Here is a 16,092-nt window from a genome sequence, read left to right on the forward strand (position 1 = left end):
GCCCGCGCTAGCCGCGCGACAGGACCAGGCCCGCGCCGCCGAGCAGCGCGACATCGTCCACCGCGGCCTCGCTCACCACCACGCGGGGCAGTTCGCCGCCGCCGAGCACGTCGGCGCGCAGCCGGGACTCCACGAGGGCGCGGAAGGTCTCCCCTCCCTCGCGCGCCTCGCCGTGCAGGACGAACAGGCCGCAGGCGAACAGCTGCTGGACGGTCGCGAGGCCGAGCACGAGGTTCTCCGCGTACTCCGTCACGACCTGGGCGGCCCGCTCGTCCTCGCACGCCACCAGGGCGCCGAGCGGGCCTCGGGAGGCGTCGAGTCCTTCGATGCCGAGCCCGGCCGCGCGCCGGCGCAGCCAGCGCGTCGTGGCGAGCGTCTTCCAGCAGCCGCGCCGCCCGCAGGTGCACACCTCGCCGCTCGCCGACACCGTCATGTGAGCGCCGCTGCGGCCGCCGTCGGGGGCCAGCACCTCGCCCCCGTAGAGGATGCCCACGCCCAGCACCTCACCCGTGGACACCGACGCGAAGGACTTCCGGCCGCGCCCGGGACCGAACCAGCGGTCGCCCAGCACCTGCACCCTGGCCCGGTGCTCGACCCGCACGGGGGCCCCGGTCAGCGCTTCGAGCCGCTCGGTGACCGGGTAGCCGCGCAGCGAGGGGGCGTCGTTCACCTCGACGACGCGGCCGGCCGCGGGATCGACGACGCCCGCCGCCGCGACGCCGACACCGCTGAGCCGGTGCCCCGCGAACACCCCTGCGGCGCGGGCGAGCGCCGCGTCGACCTCCCCGGGCAGGAGCGAAGCGGCGTCGAACCCCGCCTCGGCGCGTTCCAGCACGCCCCCGGAGCGCGCGACGACCGCCGCCCGGACCCGGCCGGGCACCAGTTCCACCGCCCCCAGCACCGCGGGGGCCTCCGCTCCGACCGGGCCCGTCGCGGGCTCGGGCACCAACCGCAAAGGAGAACGTTCATGCGCCATACGCCGACTCTGCCACGCCCGTGTCACCGGGAGACAGTCGCATGAGTCACCACGAGCTCACGGAATCCACCTGGCGTGAGACCCGCGAGGCGGCCACCGAGGCGATCGCGCTGCTGCCCATCGGCTCCCAGGAGCAGCACGCGGAGCACCTGCCGCTCGGCACCGACACCCTCCTGGTCGAGGCGGTGGTGGACCGGGCCCTGGCCCTCCTCGCGAACGGCGACACGGGCCGGGAAGGTCCCGGTCCGCGGGTCGTCCGCCTGCCGACGCTGCCGTACGGGCACAGCCCCCACCACCTGTTCGCCGCCGCGCTGACCCTCTCCCCGGCCACTCTGACGGCCGTGCTCGGCGAGCTGCTCGACTCCCTCGCGGCCTGTGGGCACCGGCGGGTCCTCGTCGTCAACGGGCACGGCGGCAACGACGAGATCATGCGGCTCGCCGTGAAGGCGTTCGCGCTGCGCCACGAGGTGACCGCCGCCGCCTGCTCGTACTGGAGCGTGACCGGCGGCGACGGCGACGGGGGCCGCCCGGAGGTCACCCCGGGTCACGCGGGCTGGTTCGAGACCTCCCTGATGCTCGCCGCCCACCCGGCCCTCGTCCGCACCCCGGTCCCCGCCCGCCGGCCGGTACAGCCGCCACCCCTGTTCGACCGGCCCCCGTACCCGGGGCTGACCGTCGAGCGGCACGGCGAGTGGGAGCGCGTCGGCGGGGCCACCGACGACGCCTCCGGCGCGAGCGCCGCCGCCGGTCACCGCCTGCTCGACGACCGCGCCCGGGGACTCGCCCGCGCCCTGTACGCCTTCGACACCGCCACCCGCTCCGGCCGAGGAACAACATGAAGATCACCGACATCGACGTCCGCGTCGTCAACCTTCCCCTCGTCAACCCGTTCACCAGCTCCTTCGAGACGAAGACCGGCGAGACCAGGACCGTGGTCCGCATCCGTACCGACACCGGCGTCGAGGGCTGGGGCGAGACGATGTGGGGCCGGCCCGTCGCGTCGATCGTCAGGACCCTCGCCGAGGACCTGATCGGCACGAGTCCCTTCGCGCTGGAGGCGTTCCACCGCAAGCACCACATGGTGCCGTTCTTCTACGGCTACCTCGGCTACGCGGCCCTCGCCGCGCTGGACGTCGCGTGCTGGGACGTCGTGGGCAGGGCCACTGGGCAGTCCCTGACCGATCTCCTGGGCGGCCCGGTCCGCGAGGAGGTCCCGCTGACCGCCCTCGTCACCCGCGCCGACGCCCCCGGGGCCGCCGCCGAGGACCTGCCGCGGGCCCTCGCCGAGCACACCCGGCGGGTCGTGGAGGAGGGCGGTTTCCGGGCCGTCAAGCTCAAGGGCACCAGGGACGTGGGCGGCGACGTCGCGATCCTGCGCGCCCTGCGCACCGCCCTGCCCGAGGTGAACCTGCGGGTCGACCCGAACGCCGCCTGGTCGGTGCCCGACTCGGTGCGGGCCGGGATAGCGCTGGAGGAACTGGACCTGGAGTACCTGGAGGACCCCTGCACCGGGATCGAGGGCATGAGCCAGGTCCGCGCGAGGGTCCGCATCCCGCTGTGCACCAACATGTGCGTCGTACGGTTCGAGGAGTTCGCCCCCGCGGTGCGCCTCGGCGCGGTCGACGTGATCCACGGGGACGTCTACAAGTGGGGCGGGATCGCGGCCACCAAGAACCTCGCCGCGCACTGCGAGACCTTCGGGCTCGGGATGAACCTGCACAGCGGCGGCGAACTCGGCATCGCGACCGCGGCCCACCTCGCCGTCGTCGCGTCCACACCAGTCCTCTCCCGGGCCATCGACTCGATGTACTACCTGCACGCCGACGACATCATCGAACCGCTCACCCTGCGGGACGGCAGCCTGCGCGTGCCCACGGGGCCCGGCCTCGGGGTCACCGTCGACGAGGACAAACTGCGCCACTACGCCGAGGTCAACGCGCGCGAGGGGGACCTGACCCGATGAGCGCCGAGCGGTCCCGCCAGGTCACCACCCCGCACGCCCCCGACCCCGCGGGCGCCTACAGCCAGGGGCTCCTCGCGGGCCCGTACCTCTTCACCTCGGGCTTCGGGCCGCAGGACCCGGGCACGGGGCTGGTCGCCGACACCGTGGGCGAGCAGACCGCGCAGGTCCTGCGCAATCTGAGCGCCGTTCTGCGGGCCGGTGGCGCGAGCCTGGACGACGTCGTCAAGGTCACCGTCCATCTCCAGCATCTGCACCGGGACTTCGCGGCCTTCGACGCGGCGTACCGCGCGTTCTTCGGCGCACCGCGCCCGGTCCGCACCACCGTCGGCTCCGACCTCATGGACATCCTGGTGGAGATCGACGTGGTGGCGCTCGTCCCGCGCCCCGGCGGCGGCCCGGCCTCCGGCGGCGGCCCGCACCCCTGAGGGTCCGGGCGAAGGCCCGCGGGCCCCGCCGAGCCGGGTGGGGCCCGCCGCCACGGGCCGGGAACGCGCCGGGCCGACCGGGCGTTTGAGGCCGGGGGAAACCCCACGGATCGCGCGGGACTCGCCCCTCCTGGTCCTGTGGAGGCGTCACGTCTACCGTTTGGCGTGCGCGGATCACGCGCGCCGAAGCACAGTCCCTCGCCCCCTCCGGTGGCTGAAGAGGCCCGCCGTCGACGGCCATCCCGCCCCGCGCGATCCGGAGGTGTGTCGAGCGGTGCCGCGGACCGCCCGCTGAGGCTCAGGACGGGCGGGCGTGCGTGGCCCGGGGTACGAACTCGGTGGGCAGCACGAGGCGTTCCCCGGCCGGGTCGGCCTCACCGCCGATCCGGCGCACGAGCAGACGGGCCGCCTGCCGCGAGAGTTCCGTGAGGTCGTGGCGGACCGTGGTCAGCCGGAACACCTCCCAGGCGGCCATCGGGAGATCGTCGAAGCCGATCACGCTGAGGTCCTCGGGCACCCGCAGCCCGGCGGCCAGGGCGGCGTTCAGGACGCCGATGGCGACCACGTCGTTGCCGCAGAACACCGCCGTGGGCGCCTGTGCCGCCTCCAGCAGGAAGGGCAGCGCCTCGTAGCCCGTCCGGTACTCGAAGGCGCCGCGCGCGACACGGTCCTCCTGGAGGCCGATCCCGGCCTCCGCGAGGGCGAGCCGGAAGCCGAGTTCCCGCTCCCGGCCGGTCGTCGTGTTGGCCGCGCCGAAGACCCCGGCGATCCGGCGGTGCCCGAGCCCGACGAGCACCTCGGCGACCAGGCGCCCGCCGCCCTCGTTGTCGACGACCGAGGCGTACTCGCCGTGGCCGCCGGTGTCGCGGTTGAGGAACACGTACGGGATGCCCCTGCGGTCGAGCTGGGCCGGGAGCCGGGACTCGGTGGTCGCGGTCGCCAGGACCACCCCGTCCAGGGACTGGTCGAGCAGGCTCTCCTCGGCGACCGCCTCGTCGGAGCGCTCCGTGATGAGCATCATCCGGTAGCCCAGGTGCTGGAGCTCGTCGTGCAGGGGCGCGACGACGTGCGGGTAGAAGGGGTTCGTCAGGTCGGTGACGATGACGCCGACACGGCGCGTGGAGCGGGTCGACAGGGTCCGCCCGGCCTCACTGGGCACGTAGTTCAGCGCCGCCGCGGCCCGTCTGACCTTCTCGCGGGTCGCCGCCGACACTCTCGGGTCGTCCCGCAGGGCCCGCGAGACCGTGGGCTGGGACACGCCCGCCAGCCTCGCCACGTCGTGGCTCGTGATCGCCATCGGCCCTCCGCTCCCCGCCCGGCGTGCCGCACCGGCTGGACTGTGTTCACCATACGTATGTACGTCTCTCACTATACGTAGGCGCGCGGCGGTCCGGCAGCGGGGTGGCGAATCAGGGGAGGCAGGCGCGGCCGGGGGCGTGCCCCGGACACCACCACGAGACCGACCGGGCCGAACTCGCTTCCGTTATTTCGCGCCAGACGTCCCTACCGTTCGACGCACTCAGCGCCCAGCGGCACCCGATCCCCCGCAGCATACGCCCGGACCTGGCCCCCCACGCACCCTTGACATTGCCGGCATGAGGGCCTGTCATGGGTATGCATACGTATTCCAACCGAGGGAGCAGTCATGCCCGATGTCGTCGTGTCCACCGAGGAGCTGGGGCGCCGCACGGTCCGCCGCAGCGACTTCGTCTCCTGCAACCAGGCGTTCATCGACTGCCGTACGCCGGGATCGGACCGGAAGGAGAACTACGCGATGATCGGGCCGGGCGTCTCCCAGTCCGCCGGTCAGTACGTCAACCTCCGCCTGCCGCACGGCTACAACATCGGCGCCGCCGCCATGCCGCACGGCATCACCAACAACCTCCACCTGCACTACACCGCCGAGGTGTTCGTGTGCACCGAGGGCGAGTACCTGCTGCGCTGGGGCGCCGACGGCTCCGAGGGCGAACTCCTCCTCAAGGCCGGGGACATCGCCTCGGTCCCGACATGGATCTTCCGTGGCTTCACCAACACCGGGCCGGACGACGGCTGGATGTTCACCGTGCTCGGCATGGACGACACCGGCGGCATCATCTGGGGCCCCTCGGTGCTGCGCGAGGCCGAGGGCCACGGCCTGTACCTGACCGCCGACAACGAACTGATCGACACGGTCGCCGGGGACGAGATCCCGGCCGGCGCCGAACTGACCACGCCGATGAGCCAGGAGTACATCGACCGGCTGCGTCACTACACCCCCGAACAGATGCGGCGCCGGATCGCGGCGGCCGGGGAACTGGTGTGGTCCGAGCACCCCTTCCTCGACAGCACGCTGCCGGGCGGGGGTGTGCGACTGAGCCTGGTCATCGGCTACGGGATGACCGAGGACCCGCACCAGGAGCCGCGGATCACCAACCCGCACGGCCACAACCTCGCGTGGATGCGCGCCGAGCCCGGCCAGGGCGTCTCCGCTCACCGGCAGCACGAGACCCAGACGCTGATCGTCAAGGACGGCCTGTGGGAGGTCACGCTCAACCGGACCGACCCCGTCTCGGTACGTCTCGGCCCGCGCGACATGCTCTCCGTCCCGCAGGACGCCTGGCGCTCGCTGCGCAACGTCGGTGACACCCGCGGGGACCTCCTCGTGGTCAACTCCGGGGACGGCCGGGTCCGCCTGGAGTGGGACGAGGAGGTCGCCAAGGCGGCGGCCGACGCGGGCCTGGGCGTCGACCACAACGGCTACGTCGCCCCGTACGCGCTGCTGCCCCGCTCCGCGCGCCGCTGGTGAGCGCCCCCGCCCGGAAGACGGTGCCCCGTCCGCTGCCGCTGGTGGTGGTGCCCGGAATGCTGTGCGACGAGAGCCTGTGGTCCGAGGTGGTGTTCCCCGAGGGCCACGAGGTGCACCACCTCTCCCTCACGAAACCGGACATCGGGGCGCTCGCCGAGGACCTGCTGTCCGTGGTGTCCGGCCCGTTCGCGCTGGTCGGGCTGAGTCTCGGGGCCATCGTCGGCTTCGAGGCGCTGCGCCGGGCGCCCGAGCGGATCGCGGGGCTGTGCGTCATGTCGACCAACGCGGGAGCGCCCCGCCCCGAGCAGTACGCCTCCTGGCGGGGCCTGGACGCGCTGATCGCGGCCGGACGGTTCGACGAGGCCGTCGAGCAGACCCTCCCCGGCATGTTCGCACTGCCCGCACCGCCACGCGGACAGGCAAGCCGCTACCGCGACATGGCGCACCGGGTGGGCCGTGAGGCGGCCCGCGCCCAGCTCGCCGCCCAGGCCACCCGCACGGACGCCCTCGGCGCGCTGGGCGACGCGCGCTGCCCCGGCGTCGTCCTGCACGGCACACGGGACGCGCTGTGCCCGCCGCGGTTCCACCGGGACGTGGCGCGGGCCCTGCCGGACGCCCGGCTGCGCGCGGTGCCCGGCGCCGGTCACCTGCTGCCCTGGGAGCGGCCGGAGGCCGTCTCGGAAGCGGTGCGGGACCTGCTCGACCGGACCGGGGCCGCACGCCCCGTCCCCTCGTCCGCCACACCCCCGGCCGCCTGAGCCCTCGACCGGGCAGCTCACTCCGTGAGCGGTGGCGGCCCCACCGAGCCACCCGCCCACTCACCCCCCTCATTCACCCCATCACCCACTCCTGAAACGAAGAGAGCCGTCATGCCCCGACACCTCAAGTCCCCCGTCCCCTCCGCCCAGGTCCGGGCGGGCCGCGCGGACGTGGCCGACCGCGTCCGCGCCATCCTCGAAGACATCCGTGAGCGGGGGGACGAGGCCGTCCGCCAGTACTCCGAGAAGTTCGACAACTGGAGCCCGGAGTCCTTCCGGCTCGGCCCGGACGAGATCCGCACGATCGTCTCCGGGGTGCCGGACACCGTCCTGGAGGACATCCGCTTCGTCCAGGATCAGGTGCGCACCTTCGCCCAGGCGCAGCGCGACTCCCTGCTCGACGTCGAGATCGAGACACTGCCCGGAGTACGGCTGGGGCACCGGCACGTCCCGGTGAGCGGGGCGGGCGCGTACGTGCCGGGTGGCCGCTACCCGCTGACGGCCTCGGCGCACATGACGATCGTGACCGCGAAGGTGGCGGGCGTGGACCGGGTGGCCGCGTGCACCCCGCCGATCCGGGGTGAGATCCCGGCCGCGACCGTGGCGGCGATGCATCTCGCGGGTGCCGACGAGATCTACCTGCTCGGCGGGGTCCAGGCCGTCGCCGCGCTCGCCCTGGGCACCGAGACCATCGGCCGGGTGCCGCTCATCGCCGGACCGGGCAACGCGTACGTCGCCGAAGCCAAGCGGCAGTTGTTCGGCGAGGTCGGCATCGACCTGTTCGCGGGCCCGACGGAGATCCTGGTGATCGCCGACGAGCACGCCGACCCGTTCGTGGTGGCCGTGGACCTCCTCTCGCAGGCCGAGCACGGCCCCGACTCCCCCGCCGTCCTCGTCACCACCTCCGAGGAGCTGGGCCGGGAGGTCGAGCGCCACATCGAGCGGCTGCTGCCGGGTATGTCCACGAAGGACTTCGCCGAGCCCGCCTGGCGCGATCACGGCGAGATCGTGGTGACGGACTCGCTCGCCGAGGCGTTCGAGGTCGCGGACTCCTACGCGAGCGAGCACGTCGAGGTCCTGACCGAGAACCCGCGTCAGGCCCTGGACCGGATGCGCGACTACGGCGCGCTGTTCCTCGGCGAGGGCACCTGCGTGTCGTACGGGGACAAGGTCATCGGCACCAACCACGTCCTGCCCACGCGGGGCGCCGCGCGCTACACGGGCGGCCTGTGGGTCGGGAAGTACCTGAAGACCGTGACCCACCAGGAGGTCACCGACACCGCGTCCTCGGCGCTGCTGGGCGAGGTGTGCGGACGGGCGGCGCGCGTCGAGCTGTTCGAGGGCCACGCCCGCTCCGGTGACGTGCGCGCCGCCAAGTACGGCGCCGGCACCCTGCCGTGGAACGAGGAGGCCGGCGCGTGAGCGGCACGGACCCGGGGTCGCCGCTGAGCGGCCGTACCGCGCTGGTCAGCGGGGGCGGCAGCGGTCTGGGCAGGGCGATCACCCGGGCGCTGCTGGCGGACGGCGCCCGCGTCGTGATCACCGGCCGCGACGAGCGCACCCTCAAGGAGACGGCCGCCGCACTCGGCCCGGACGTCGACCACCGGGTGTGCGACGTGTCCCGGCCCTCCGACGTCGAGGCGCTCGCCGGGTCCCTCGCGGGCGAGGAGATCTCGGTACTCGTCAACAACGCGGGGATCGCGGGCCCGGTGGCCCCGCTGACCGAGATCTCGGCGCGGGACTGGGACGAGGTCTTCGACGTGAACGTGCGGGGCGTGTTCCTGATGTGCCGGGCCTTCCTGCCGGCCATGACGGAACGCGGCGCCGGGGACGTCGTCAACATCGCCTCCGTGTCGGGGAAGCGGCCGCTGCTGCGCCGCACGCCGTACTGCGCCTCGAAGATGGCGGTGATCGGCCTGACCACGACCCTGGCGGGCGAGGTGGGGCCGCTCGGCGTCACGGTGAACTCCTTGTCCCCCGGGCCGGTGGCGGGTCCCAGGATGGAGCGCAACTTCCGGCTGGAGTCGGAGCGGACCGGTGGCACGTACGCCGAGGCCGAGGAGGCGTTCGTCTCCCGTGCGGCGCTCGGGCGCATGGTGACGGAGGAGGAGGTGGGCGCCGCCGTGAGCGCGATGCTGCGGATGCGTGGACTGTGCGGGGCGGACATCGACCTCTCGGCGGGGATGGTGGCCCGGTGACGGCCGCGGAGGGACGCCGCTCCCTCAAGCGGCGGCTGGCTGACGGGGAGAGGCTGTACGGCGCGCTGCTGCGGCTGCCCTCGGAGACGCTGGTGGAGATGGCGGGTGTCGCGGGACTCGACTACGTGGTGATCGACTGCGAGCACGGACCGGCCGACATGGGCGCGCTCCAGCACCACCTGACGGCCGCGGCGGCCCAGGGCCTGGACGTGCTGGTGCGCGTGGGCACCGCGGAGCCCGCCCTCGCCCTGCGCTGCCTCGACCTGGGCGCGGCGGGCCTGATCCACCCGCACGTGGACAGCGCGCTCCAGGCGCGGGAGGCCGTGGTCGCGGACCACTACCCGCCGCTCGGCCGGCGGGGCTTCGCGACGTACAGCAGAGCGGGCCGGTTCGGCAGCGTCTCCGCGTCCGCGCACCTGGCCGCCGCCGAGGAGACCCTGGTGGTGGTGATGGTGGAGACGGAACGGGCCTGCGCGGCCGCCGGGGAGATCGTCGCGACCGAGGGGGTGGACGCCGTCCTCGTGGGCCCCGCCGACCTGGCGGCGGACTGCGGTTTCCCGGGGCAGGAGGTGGTGGACGGCCTGATCGAGGAGGTCCACCTCGCGACGCGCGCGGCGGGCCGCAAGGTCATGACGATCGTGCCCGGTACCGAGGCGGCGCGGGCCGCGGAGGAGGCGGGCGCGCACCTCGTGCTCTACAACACGGCCCAGGTCCTCATGGACACCTTCCGTACCCTCGCGGCGCCGTCCTCTCCCGGGCGGCGCTGAGGGGTCCCGCACGGCGTACGGCACTCCCGGGCACTGCCCGGGGTGCCGTGCGTCCCGGGCTGCCCCACACGTCGTGGGGTGCCGCCTCCCCGCCTCCACCGCCACGCGGCGGGGAGGCGGGGAGGACCGCCCGTACCTCTTGACGACCCCGGCCGGCCTCCCTCGTCTCCAGCGGTGTTCCCCCGTATCACGCGTATCACGCGCGGGTGCGTACGCACACTCCCCACCCCACGTCTCGCCCGGTGGCGGAGCGGTACGACCCGATGGCCGTCTCCGGACGCCCCGTCGCGACGCTCACGGCCCACCACCCGCGGCCCTGGCGGCAAGGGACGCCTCCGCGGGTGCATACGCATACGCACAGCGACAGCAGCACTGAGAGCAGCAGTACTCAGAAAGGAAGACCCCATGGCCCTCGACCCCGTCGCCTACGCCCCCTACGAGGACCCGGACGACTTCATCCGTGAGGTGACCGACCGCATCTGGGTCGGCCGCGACATCTCCTACATCGTGGACAACTACGAGCCGGACTCGATCGTCCACACGAGTCTCGGCACGGTCGTGGGGCGCGACGGCGTCATCGAGGGCAGCACGATGCGCATGGGCGGCACGCCCGGCCATATCGGACAGGCCGAGGACGTGGTGTGGGAGGCGCGTGGGGACGACGCGTTCCTCAGTTCGCATCTGGTCTTCTCAGCGGACGAGCACCTCGTAGGCGGCCAGAACATCCGTATCCGCAAGCGGACGGTGGCCAACTGCCTCTACCGGCGCGGTCGCATGGCCGAGGAATGGGTGGTGCGGGACGAGCTGGCCGACTGCCTGCAGCGCGGCGTGGACCCGGACGCGGCGGCGCGCGCACTGCGTTTCCAGGGCTACAGCGGTTCGATGACCGAAGAGGCGCCGAAGGACGTCCTGCTGCACGGGGTGAGCGGCCCGCGCCCCGACGAGTTCCGCCCCGAGTGCGAGATGGTGCTGGAGTTCATCGAAGAGGTGTGGACGCGTCGCCGGCTCCAGAGGGTCGACGACTTCATGGTGCGCGACCTGTTCCTGCACACCGTCGGCGACCGCACGGTCATCCGCCCGGAGCGCTACCAGGCCGATCTGCTGTCCCTGGTCGGCTCGTTCCCCGACGCGCGGTTCTCCGTCCGGGACGTGCAGACCAACCACTCGCAGCGGTACGCGGGTCTGCGGGTGGCCGTGCTGTGGACGATGCACGGCACCTACCGGGGCACACCGGCCTTCGGCCCGCTGACCGACCGGCCGGTGACCGTGCTGGGTGTGTCCCAGTTCCTGATCCAAGGCGGCAGGATCGTCAGGGAGTTCCGCGTCTACGACGAGATCTCCCTGCGCGCCCAGATCAACAGCACCCGGGGCGACGGCCCGGAGGTGGAGGCCAACATCTACTGAACTTCCCGGCTCCGCGGCAGGCGCACGCGCACGCTCGGCGGCGGGGAGGGCGAGCGCGTTGACCGCGCGAAACCCGGGGTTCGCGAAGTACGCGGCCGAGCCGGACCAGACGGAACGGTGCGTGCTCAGGCCGTTCCGTCACGGCGTTCCGCCTCGGCCTTTTGTCACGGCCTTTTGTCACGGCCTTTTGTCACGGCGTTCCGTCACGGCCTTCGGTCACGGGTCGCCGGCTCAGCGCCTCCCCGCCGCGCGGGACGCCGGCAGGGTCCGCCGCGTCCGCCCCGGGCCGACGCCCCCGCTTGTCAGGGCGTCGGCCCGGGGGCCGGTGGAGTGGGCGCCGCCGGGGCAAGGCGCGCGACCTCGGCGCGGACCGCGCTGGTCCGGCGGGTCAGCGGGCCGGCGGGAACGTCGACGATCCGGTACCCGAACAGGCGGTAGCTCTCCTCGTGGACGCGCTCGAACTCCAGCGACTCCCGGAAGCTGATACGTCGCGCCGCACTGGGTTCGCAGAACCCGAGATGGCGGACGAAGAAGACCTCTCGCTCGTAGACCGCCTCCCGGGCGACCCGTTCGAGCTCGGACCCGAGGGCCGGGGAGAGGGGCAGGTCCAGGTACACGGCCAGCGCGTGCGTGCAGACCGGGGACCTGTCGAAGAACTGCACGTCGTCGGCCGGAGAGGGCGCCGCCCGCTGCCGTCGGCACTGCACGGCGACGACGTCGTCGAGGAAGGAGGCCCGGGTCCACGGCTCGTCCTCGCCGTGTGCCTGCGCCTGGGCGATGACGCTGGTCGCCGCCTCCTCGACGACACTGTGGCCGAGCCACGCCAGGTGGCGCAGGATCGATGTCTTACCGGCGCCCGGTGTGCCGGTGAGGATGTAGCGTCGCATGATCATGGTCCTCCGTGACGGGGGTGGCGTGAGGGGGCTGGGTGAGAGGACTGAGGCCGCTCACCGGCGGAGCTGCTGGGAGTGGGCGGAAGAGCCGAGGCGGCCGGACCGGTACGGGGTCCGCCTGAGCGGCGAAGAGGCCGGGGGCGCGGCCCGGCGGGCCGGACCAGATGCGGGCCCCCGGCACGCGGCACCGCATGCCGGGGCATCGCGGCACCGCATGCCGGGGCATCGCGGCACCGGATGCCGGATCATCGGCGGGCGGTGCGGGTGTTCCCGGTCGCGAGCCCGGCGGCTCCCGCCGATCAGGGCCCGGTGCGGGCGTGCCGCCAGGGGGCGCGCCGGGGCCGGCTGTGGCCCCGGCGATCCGACCTTACGCCGAATCAGGCTTGTGGGACCGCTCCCACGCATCCATAATCCCCGCCATGACATCTACCGCGGTTCTCCGCCCCTACCGCCCCGAGGACCGGGAAGCGCTTTTCGACATCTGTGTGCGAACCGCGCACGAGGGCGGCGACTCGCGTGCCCTCTACCCGGACCTGGAGCTGCTGCCGAACATCTTCGCCGCGCCGTACGCCGTCCTCGAACCCGATCTGGCCTTCGTCGTGGAGGACGAGGGGCGGGCCGTCGGCTACATCGTGGGCACGGCCGACACGGCGTCCTTCGTGTCGCGTTTCCGTACGGAGTGGCTGCCCGGGGTGTCGACGCGCTACCCCGCCCCCGTGGGCCCGCCGACCACCCCGACCGAGGTGATGGTCGACCTGATGCACCGCCCCGAGCGGATGCTGCTGCCCGAACTGTCGGAGTATCCGGCGCACCTTCACATCGACCTGCTGCCCACCCACCAGCGCGAGGGGCACGGGCGGCGGTTGCTTCAGGCGTTCCTCGGCGCCCTGCACCGGAAAGGGGTGGCGGCCGTGCACCTGGGCATGGTCACCAGCAACACTCCTGCCCGCGCCTTCTACGACCGGGTCGGGTTCCACGAGATCCCGGTCCCGGACCCGGGCCCGCTGACTTACCTGGGGCGCGGCACCGCCTGAGCACCCCGGTCAGCGCGGCAACTCCCGGGCCGGGCAGGCCCGAAACCGGGGCCGCGCTTCCCGTCGGGGAAGAAACCGGCCCGCAGCGCGGAGGGTTGATGATCCTCTGCCCCGGAGTCCCTCGCGGGTGAAGGGGACAGTGGTGCCCCTGACGGCCGGGCAGCGTGCGCGTCCGGGCGACGTCGGGGTGCGCGGAGTTCCCGCCGCCGGACGGGTCTCCCGCCGTGGTCTCGGCGGGCCTCCGGGTTCGCCGGCCCGGCGGGCCGCCATCAGTTCCGCGGTGGTACAGCGGGAGGCGGCTCCCTGAAAGTATGATCAAGCAATGTCTGACATGACCGAAACCACGCCCGGTTGGCTGTCGGCCGACGAACTCGAATCGGCGCGCGCCCGTATGCCGATCCTTTACGTCGAGGCCGTGCCGGTGCGGGTGGACGACAGTGGCGAAGTCACCAGCGTCGGCCTCCTGCTGCGTATGGGCCCCGACGGAACGGTCAGCCGCACGCTGGTCTCCGGCCGGGTGCTGCACCACGAACGCGTCCGCGACGCCCTGCTGCGCCATCTGGAGAAGGACCTCGGCCCGGTGGCCCTCCCCCGGGTCCCCACCTCTCTGCAACCGTTCACGGTCGCGGAGTACTTCCCGACGCAGGGCGTCACCCCCTTCCATGACCCGCGTCAGCACGCGGTGTCCCTGGCGTACGTCGTGCCGGTGGCCGGCGACTGCCGGCCGCGCCAGGACGCGCTCGACCTCGTCTGGTTCAGCCCCGAGGACGCGCTGTCCCCGGCGCTGCGCAGCGAGATGCCGGGCGGCCACGGTGTCCTGCTGAAGCAGGCCCTGGCGCATGTGGGATGCGTGAGCTGAGGGCCGGCTCGACCGAGCGGCCACCCGGCCCCCGCGGCCGAGTCGCCGGTGAAGGGCCCTCGCGGGCTTCCCCTCGCGAGGGCCCTTCGCCGTGCCGGGCGCGTGGGGGCGGGGGTGTCCGCACTCCTGTCCACTCCAAGTGACGCGCATGGGCCTCGTCGAGGCGGCAACCCGCAGGACATGGAGCGAGGCGGGGCCGCCACCGCGGTACGGGGTGGGCGCGCGGGGGACGGGAACGGCGCCGTCCGGCCCGGTGCACCGGCGATTCCCGCGAAGTGTTTTCCCGTCAGACGGGTGGCGGGGCGGTTGCCGGGTACCCCCGGCAGGGGACGGCGGGCCTGTCTCGACGGGGAACTTCCGTCGCCGCGGCCCGCTTCGGTGGAACGGACGGCCGTCGCGCGGCGGGCGCCTCGCCGGTGGAGAACCCGACGGATCTGGGAAGGAAGGTAATCGCGTCATGAGCACAACAGAGCGGCGAGCCCCGGGCGACGACGACTCCGTGAGCGTGCTGGTCTCGCGGGCGTCACAGCAGATGTCGGATCTGGTACGCGACGAGATGCGGCTGGCCCGAGCCGAGATGACGCAGAAGGGCAAGCGCTTCGGCAAGGGCGGCGGTCTCTTCGGCGCCGCGGGCCTGCTCGGCGTCCTGACGGCCCAGGCCCTGGTGGCGGCCTGCGTGGCCGCTCTCGCCTTGGCCCTGCCGGTGTGGGCGGCGGCTCTCGTTGTCACGGGCGTACTGGCCGTGGCGACCGCCGTGGCCGCCCTGGCCGGGAAGAAGCAGATCGCCGAGGGCGGCACCCCCGCCCCCGAGCAGACCATCGAGAGCGTCAAGGCCGATCTGGCCGAGATCAAGGAGAAGGCACACTGATGAGCGACGAATCCCGTACCAACATCGGCAACCCCGCCCCCGAGGCGCCCACGCCCGAGGAGTTGCGCGAGCAGGTCGAGAGCACCCGCGACGAACTCGGACAGACCGTCGAAGCCCTGGCGGCGAAGGCCGACGTCAAGGCCCAGGCACAGGAGAGGGCGGCCGCGGTGAAGGCACAGGTGTCCGAGAAGGCCGCCGCGGTCTCCGGGCAGATTCGCGACAGGGCGGAGCAGGCCCAGCGGCTGGTCCAGGACCGGACGCCCGATCCCGTCCTGGAGCGCACGGCGCAGACCGCGGCGCAGGTGCGTGACACGGCGAGCCGGGCGGGACGGTACGCGGCGGACAAGACCCCCGATCCGCTGCTCAGGAAGGCCGGTCAGGCCGCCCAGGCCGCCCGTGCCAACCGGACGCCGCTGCTCGCGGGAGGTGCCGCGCTCCTCGTCTTCCTGCTCGTGCGTCGCGGCCGCGGAGCCCGCCGATGAAGGCGGTCAAGATCGCGTACAAGCCGGTCGGGCTGGTCCTCGGCGCCGTCAGCGGCATGATCGCGGGCGCCGCGTTCAAGCAGACGTGGAAGGTCGTCGAGGGCGACGACGACGCCCCCGACGCCACGGACGAGGACCGTTCCTGGCGGCAGATACTTCTGGCCGCGGCCATCCAGGGCGCGATCTACGCCGTGGTCAAGGCCACGGTCGACCGTTCGGGCGCCGTGGCCACGCGGCGCCTGACCGGCACCTGGCCGGGCTGACCCGCCGCGCCCCTGGGAAGTCCGCGACGGACGCGCCCCGTCCGCATTGCCCTGTGAGGTTGGGGACGCGGCTGGCGGGTGGTTTGCCTGCGAGCGCGGTGTGTCCGCGGTGGTGATTGTAGGAGTGCAGCCAGCGGGGGAACGCGTTGCGTCGTTCCTGCTCTGAGCGGTAGGGCTTTGCGTATGCCCATTCGTCGAGCAGGGTGCGGTTGAGTCGTTCGACCTTGCCGTTGGTCTGCGGCCGGTAGGGCCGTGTTCGCTTGTGGGCGATCCCGGCCTTGGCCAGGGTCTCGCGCCAGAGATAGGACTTGTAGCACGCCCCGTTGTCGGTCAGGACCCGCTCGACGGTGATCCCGACGCCGCTGAAGTAGGCGTGTGCGCGTGTCCAGAAGGCGGTGGCGGTCTCTTTCCTCTCGT

17 protein-coding genes and 1 pseudogene are annotated in these 16,092 nt (G+C 73.2%); 14 read left to right on the forward strand and 4 right to left on the reverse strand.

Annotated elements, in window-relative coordinates:
• Window positions 1-7: 7 nt before the first annotated feature.
• Window positions 8-976 (reverse strand): ROK family protein, encoded by a 969-nt coding sequence (locus tag ACFYMP_RS28385; protein WP_388862899.1) that lies wholly within the window; start codon window positions 974-976, stop codon window positions 8-10.
• A 41-nt stretch (window positions 977-1,017) separates the two neighbouring features.
• Between ACFYMP_RS28385 and ACFYMP_RS28390 the strand changes: the two genes are divergently transcribed.
• The 3 genes from ACFYMP_RS28390 to ACFYMP_RS28400 are packed head-to-tail and all read left to right on the forward strand — an operon-like array spanning window position 1,018 to window position 3,364.
• Window positions 1,018-1,815, forward strand: a complete 798-nt coding sequence (locus ACFYMP_RS28390; RefSeq protein WP_388862901.1) for a creatininase family protein — start codon at window positions 1,018-1,020, stop codon at window positions 1,813-1,815.
• Window positions 1,812-2,939 carry a mandelate racemase/muconate lactonizing enzyme family protein gene (locus ACFYMP_RS28395; protein WP_388862903.1) on the forward strand — a complete coding sequence of 376 codons (1,128 nt, stop codon included), beginning with the start codon at window positions 1,812-1,814 and terminating at the stop codon, window positions 2,937-2,939. The genes ACFYMP_RS28390 and ACFYMP_RS28395 overlap by 4 nt, the downstream gene beginning before the upstream one ends.
• Entirely contained in the window at window positions 2,936-3,364 is a 429-nt protein-coding gene (locus tag ACFYMP_RS28400; protein WP_388862905.1) for a RidA family protein, read from the forward strand. The genes ACFYMP_RS28395 and ACFYMP_RS28400 overlap by 4 nt, the downstream gene beginning before the upstream one ends.
• Before the next feature lie 298 nt (window positions 3,365-3,662).
• Here the strand turns inward: ACFYMP_RS28400 and ACFYMP_RS28405 are convergent, their stop codons facing one another.
• Window positions 3,663-4,661: a LacI family DNA-binding transcriptional regulator gene (locus ACFYMP_RS28405; protein WP_388862907.1), complete on the reverse strand. Its 999-nt coding sequence runs from the start codon at window positions 4,659-4,661 to the stop codon at window positions 3,663-3,665.
• A 348-nt stretch (window positions 4,662-5,009) separates the two neighbouring features.
• On the opposite strand from ACFYMP_RS28405, the gene ACFYMP_RS28410 reads away from it, so the two are divergent.
• The 6 genes from ACFYMP_RS28410 (at window position 5,010) to ACFYMP_RS28435 (ending at window position 11,276) form a co-directional block, all read left to right on the forward strand.
• A complete protein-coding gene (locus tag ACFYMP_RS28410; RefSeq protein WP_388862909.1) occupies window positions 5,010-6,149 on the forward strand; it encodes a cupin domain-containing protein in 1,140 nt (379 codons plus the stop codon).
• The gene (locus tag ACFYMP_RS28415) at window positions 6,146-6,907 is read left to right on the forward strand and encodes an alpha/beta fold hydrolase (RefSeq protein WP_388862911.1); all 762 of its coding nucleotides are present in this window, start codon (window positions 6,146-6,148) and stop codon (window positions 6,905-6,907) included. The genes ACFYMP_RS28410 and ACFYMP_RS28415 overlap by 4 nt, the downstream gene beginning before the upstream one ends.
• A 111-nt stretch (window positions 6,908-7,018) precedes the next feature.
• On the forward strand, window positions 7,019-8,329 hold the full coding sequence (hisD, locus tag ACFYMP_RS28420) for a histidinol dehydrogenase (protein WP_388862913.1): 1,311 nt from the start codon (window positions 7,019-7,021) through the stop codon (window positions 8,327-8,329).
• Window positions 8,326-9,105 carry an SDR family NAD(P)-dependent oxidoreductase gene (locus tag ACFYMP_RS28425; RefSeq protein ID WP_388862915.1) on the forward strand — a complete coding sequence of 260 codons (780 nt, stop codon included), beginning with the start codon at window positions 8,326-8,328 and terminating at the stop codon, window positions 9,103-9,105. Before hisD ends, ACFYMP_RS28425 begins: the two co-directional genes overlap by 4 nt.
• Window positions 9,102-9,872: an HpcH/HpaI aldolase/citrate lyase family protein gene (locus ACFYMP_RS28430; protein WP_388862917.1), complete on the forward strand. Its 771-nt coding sequence runs from the start codon at window positions 9,102-9,104 to the stop codon at window positions 9,870-9,872. The genes ACFYMP_RS28425 and ACFYMP_RS28430 overlap by 4 nt, the downstream gene beginning before the upstream one ends.
• 405 nt (window positions 9,873-10,277) lie before the next feature.
• The gene (locus ACFYMP_RS28435; RefSeq protein WP_388862919.1) at window positions 10,278-11,276 is read left to right on the forward strand and encodes an ester cyclase; all 999 of its coding nucleotides are present in this window, start codon (window positions 10,278-10,280) and stop codon (window positions 11,274-11,276) included.
• A 302-nt stretch (window positions 11,277-11,578) separates the two neighbouring features.
• Here ACFYMP_RS28435 and ACFYMP_RS28440 read toward each other — a convergent pair whose 3' ends face one another.
• A complete protein-coding gene (locus tag ACFYMP_RS28440; RefSeq protein WP_388862921.1) occupies window positions 11,579-12,163 on the reverse strand; it encodes an AAA family ATPase in 585 nt (194 codons plus the stop codon).
• A 425-nt stretch (window positions 12,164-12,588) separates the two neighbouring features.
• On the opposite strand from ACFYMP_RS28440, the gene ACFYMP_RS28445 reads away from it, so the two are divergent.
• The 5 genes from ACFYMP_RS28445 to ACFYMP_RS28465 all read left to right on the forward strand — a co-directional run bounded on the left by ACFYMP_RS28445 (window position 12,589) and on the right by ACFYMP_RS28465 (window position 15,675).
• Entirely contained in the window at window positions 12,589-13,203 is a 615-nt protein-coding gene (locus ACFYMP_RS28445) for a GNAT family N-acetyltransferase (RefSeq protein WP_388862923.1), read from the forward strand.
• A 322-nt stretch (window positions 13,204-13,525) separates the two neighbouring features.
• Entirely contained in the window at window positions 13,526-14,062 is a 537-nt protein-coding gene (locus ACFYMP_RS28450; protein ID WP_388862925.1) for an NUDIX hydrolase family protein, read from the forward strand.
• A 457-nt stretch (window positions 14,063-14,519) separates the two neighbouring features.
• Window positions 14,520-14,930, forward strand: coding sequence for a phage holin family protein (locus ACFYMP_RS28455; RefSeq protein ID WP_388862927.1), 411 nt, complete (start codon window positions 14,520-14,522; stop codon window positions 14,928-14,930).
• Entirely contained in the window at window positions 14,930-15,412 is a 483-nt protein-coding gene (locus ACFYMP_RS28460; protein ID WP_388862929.1) for a DUF3618 domain-containing protein, read from the forward strand. Before ACFYMP_RS28455 ends, ACFYMP_RS28460 begins: the two co-directional genes overlap by 1 nt.
• Window positions 15,409-15,675 carry a DUF4235 domain-containing protein gene (locus ACFYMP_RS28465; RefSeq protein ID WP_388862931.1) on the forward strand — a complete coding sequence of 89 codons (267 nt, stop codon included), beginning with the start codon at window positions 15,409-15,411 and terminating at the stop codon, window positions 15,673-15,675. The genes ACFYMP_RS28460 and ACFYMP_RS28465 overlap by 4 nt, the downstream gene beginning before the upstream one ends.
• A gap of 46 nt (window positions 15,676-15,721) precedes the next feature.
• Here ACFYMP_RS28465 and ACFYMP_RS28470 read toward each other — a convergent pair.
• Window positions 15,722-16,092 (reverse strand): annotated as a pseudogene (locus ACFYMP_RS28470) (integrase core domain-containing protein); the annotation flags it as partial.

The sequence above is a fragment of the Streptomyces sp. NPDC007088 genome (genome assembly GCF_042869355.1).
Classification (GTDB): Bacteria; Actinomycetota; Actinomycetes; order Streptomycetales; family Streptomycetaceae; genus Streptomyces.

Bases quoted from the DNA above. Each gene is read 5' to 3' on its own strand.
- ACFYMP_RS28465 (WP_388862931.1), top strand. From the start codon at position 15,409: ATGAAGGCGGTCAAGATCGCGTACAAGCCGGTCGGGCTGGTCCTCGGC.
- ACFYMP_RS28435 (WP_388862919.1), top strand. From the start codon at position 10,278: ATGGCCCTCGACCCCGTCGCCTACGCCCCCTACGAGGACCCGGACGAC.
- ACFYMP_RS28390 (WP_388862901.1), top strand. From the start codon at position 1,018: ATGAGTCACCACGAGCTCACGGAATCCACCTGGCGTGAGACCCGCGAG.
- ACFYMP_RS28440 (WP_388862921.1), bottom strand. From the start codon at position 12,163: ATGCGACGCTACATCCTCACCGGCACACCGGGCGCCGGTAAGACATCG.
- ACFYMP_RS28460 (WP_388862929.1), top strand. From the start codon at position 14,930: ATGAGCGACGAATCCCGTACCAACATCGGCAACCCCGCCCCCGAGGCG.
- ACFYMP_RS28410 (WP_388862909.1), top strand. From the start codon at position 5,010: ATGCCCGATGTCGTCGTGTCCACCGAGGAGCTGGGGCGCCGCACGGTC.
- ACFYMP_RS28385 (WP_388862899.1), bottom strand. From the start codon at position 976: ATGGCGCATGAACGTTCTCCTTTGCGGTTGGTGCCCGAGCCCGCGACG.
- ACFYMP_RS28450 (WP_388862925.1), top strand. From the start codon at position 13,526: ATGTCTGACATGACCGAAACCACGCCCGGTTGGCTGTCGGCCGACGAA.
- ACFYMP_RS28395 (WP_388862903.1), top strand. From the start codon at position 1,812: ATGAAGATCACCGACATCGACGTCCGCGTCGTCAACCTTCCCCTCGTC.
- ACFYMP_RS28405 (WP_388862907.1), bottom strand. From the start codon at position 4,661: ATGGCGATCACGAGCCACGACGTGGCGAGGCTGGCGGGCGTGTCCCAG.
- ACFYMP_RS28400 (WP_388862905.1), top strand. From the start codon at position 2,936: ATGAGCGCCGAGCGGTCCCGCCAGGTCACCACCCCGCACGCCCCCGAC.
- ACFYMP_RS28445 (WP_388862923.1), top strand. From the start codon at position 12,589: ATGACATCTACCGCGGTTCTCCGCCCCTACCGCCCCGAGGACCGGGAA.
- hisD (WP_388862913.1), top strand. From the start codon at position 7,019: ATGCCCCGACACCTCAAGTCCCCCGTCCCCTCCGCCCAGGTCCGGGCG.
- ACFYMP_RS28455 (WP_388862927.1), top strand. From the start codon at position 14,520: ATGAGCACAACAGAGCGGCGAGCCCCGGGCGACGACGACTCCGTGAGC.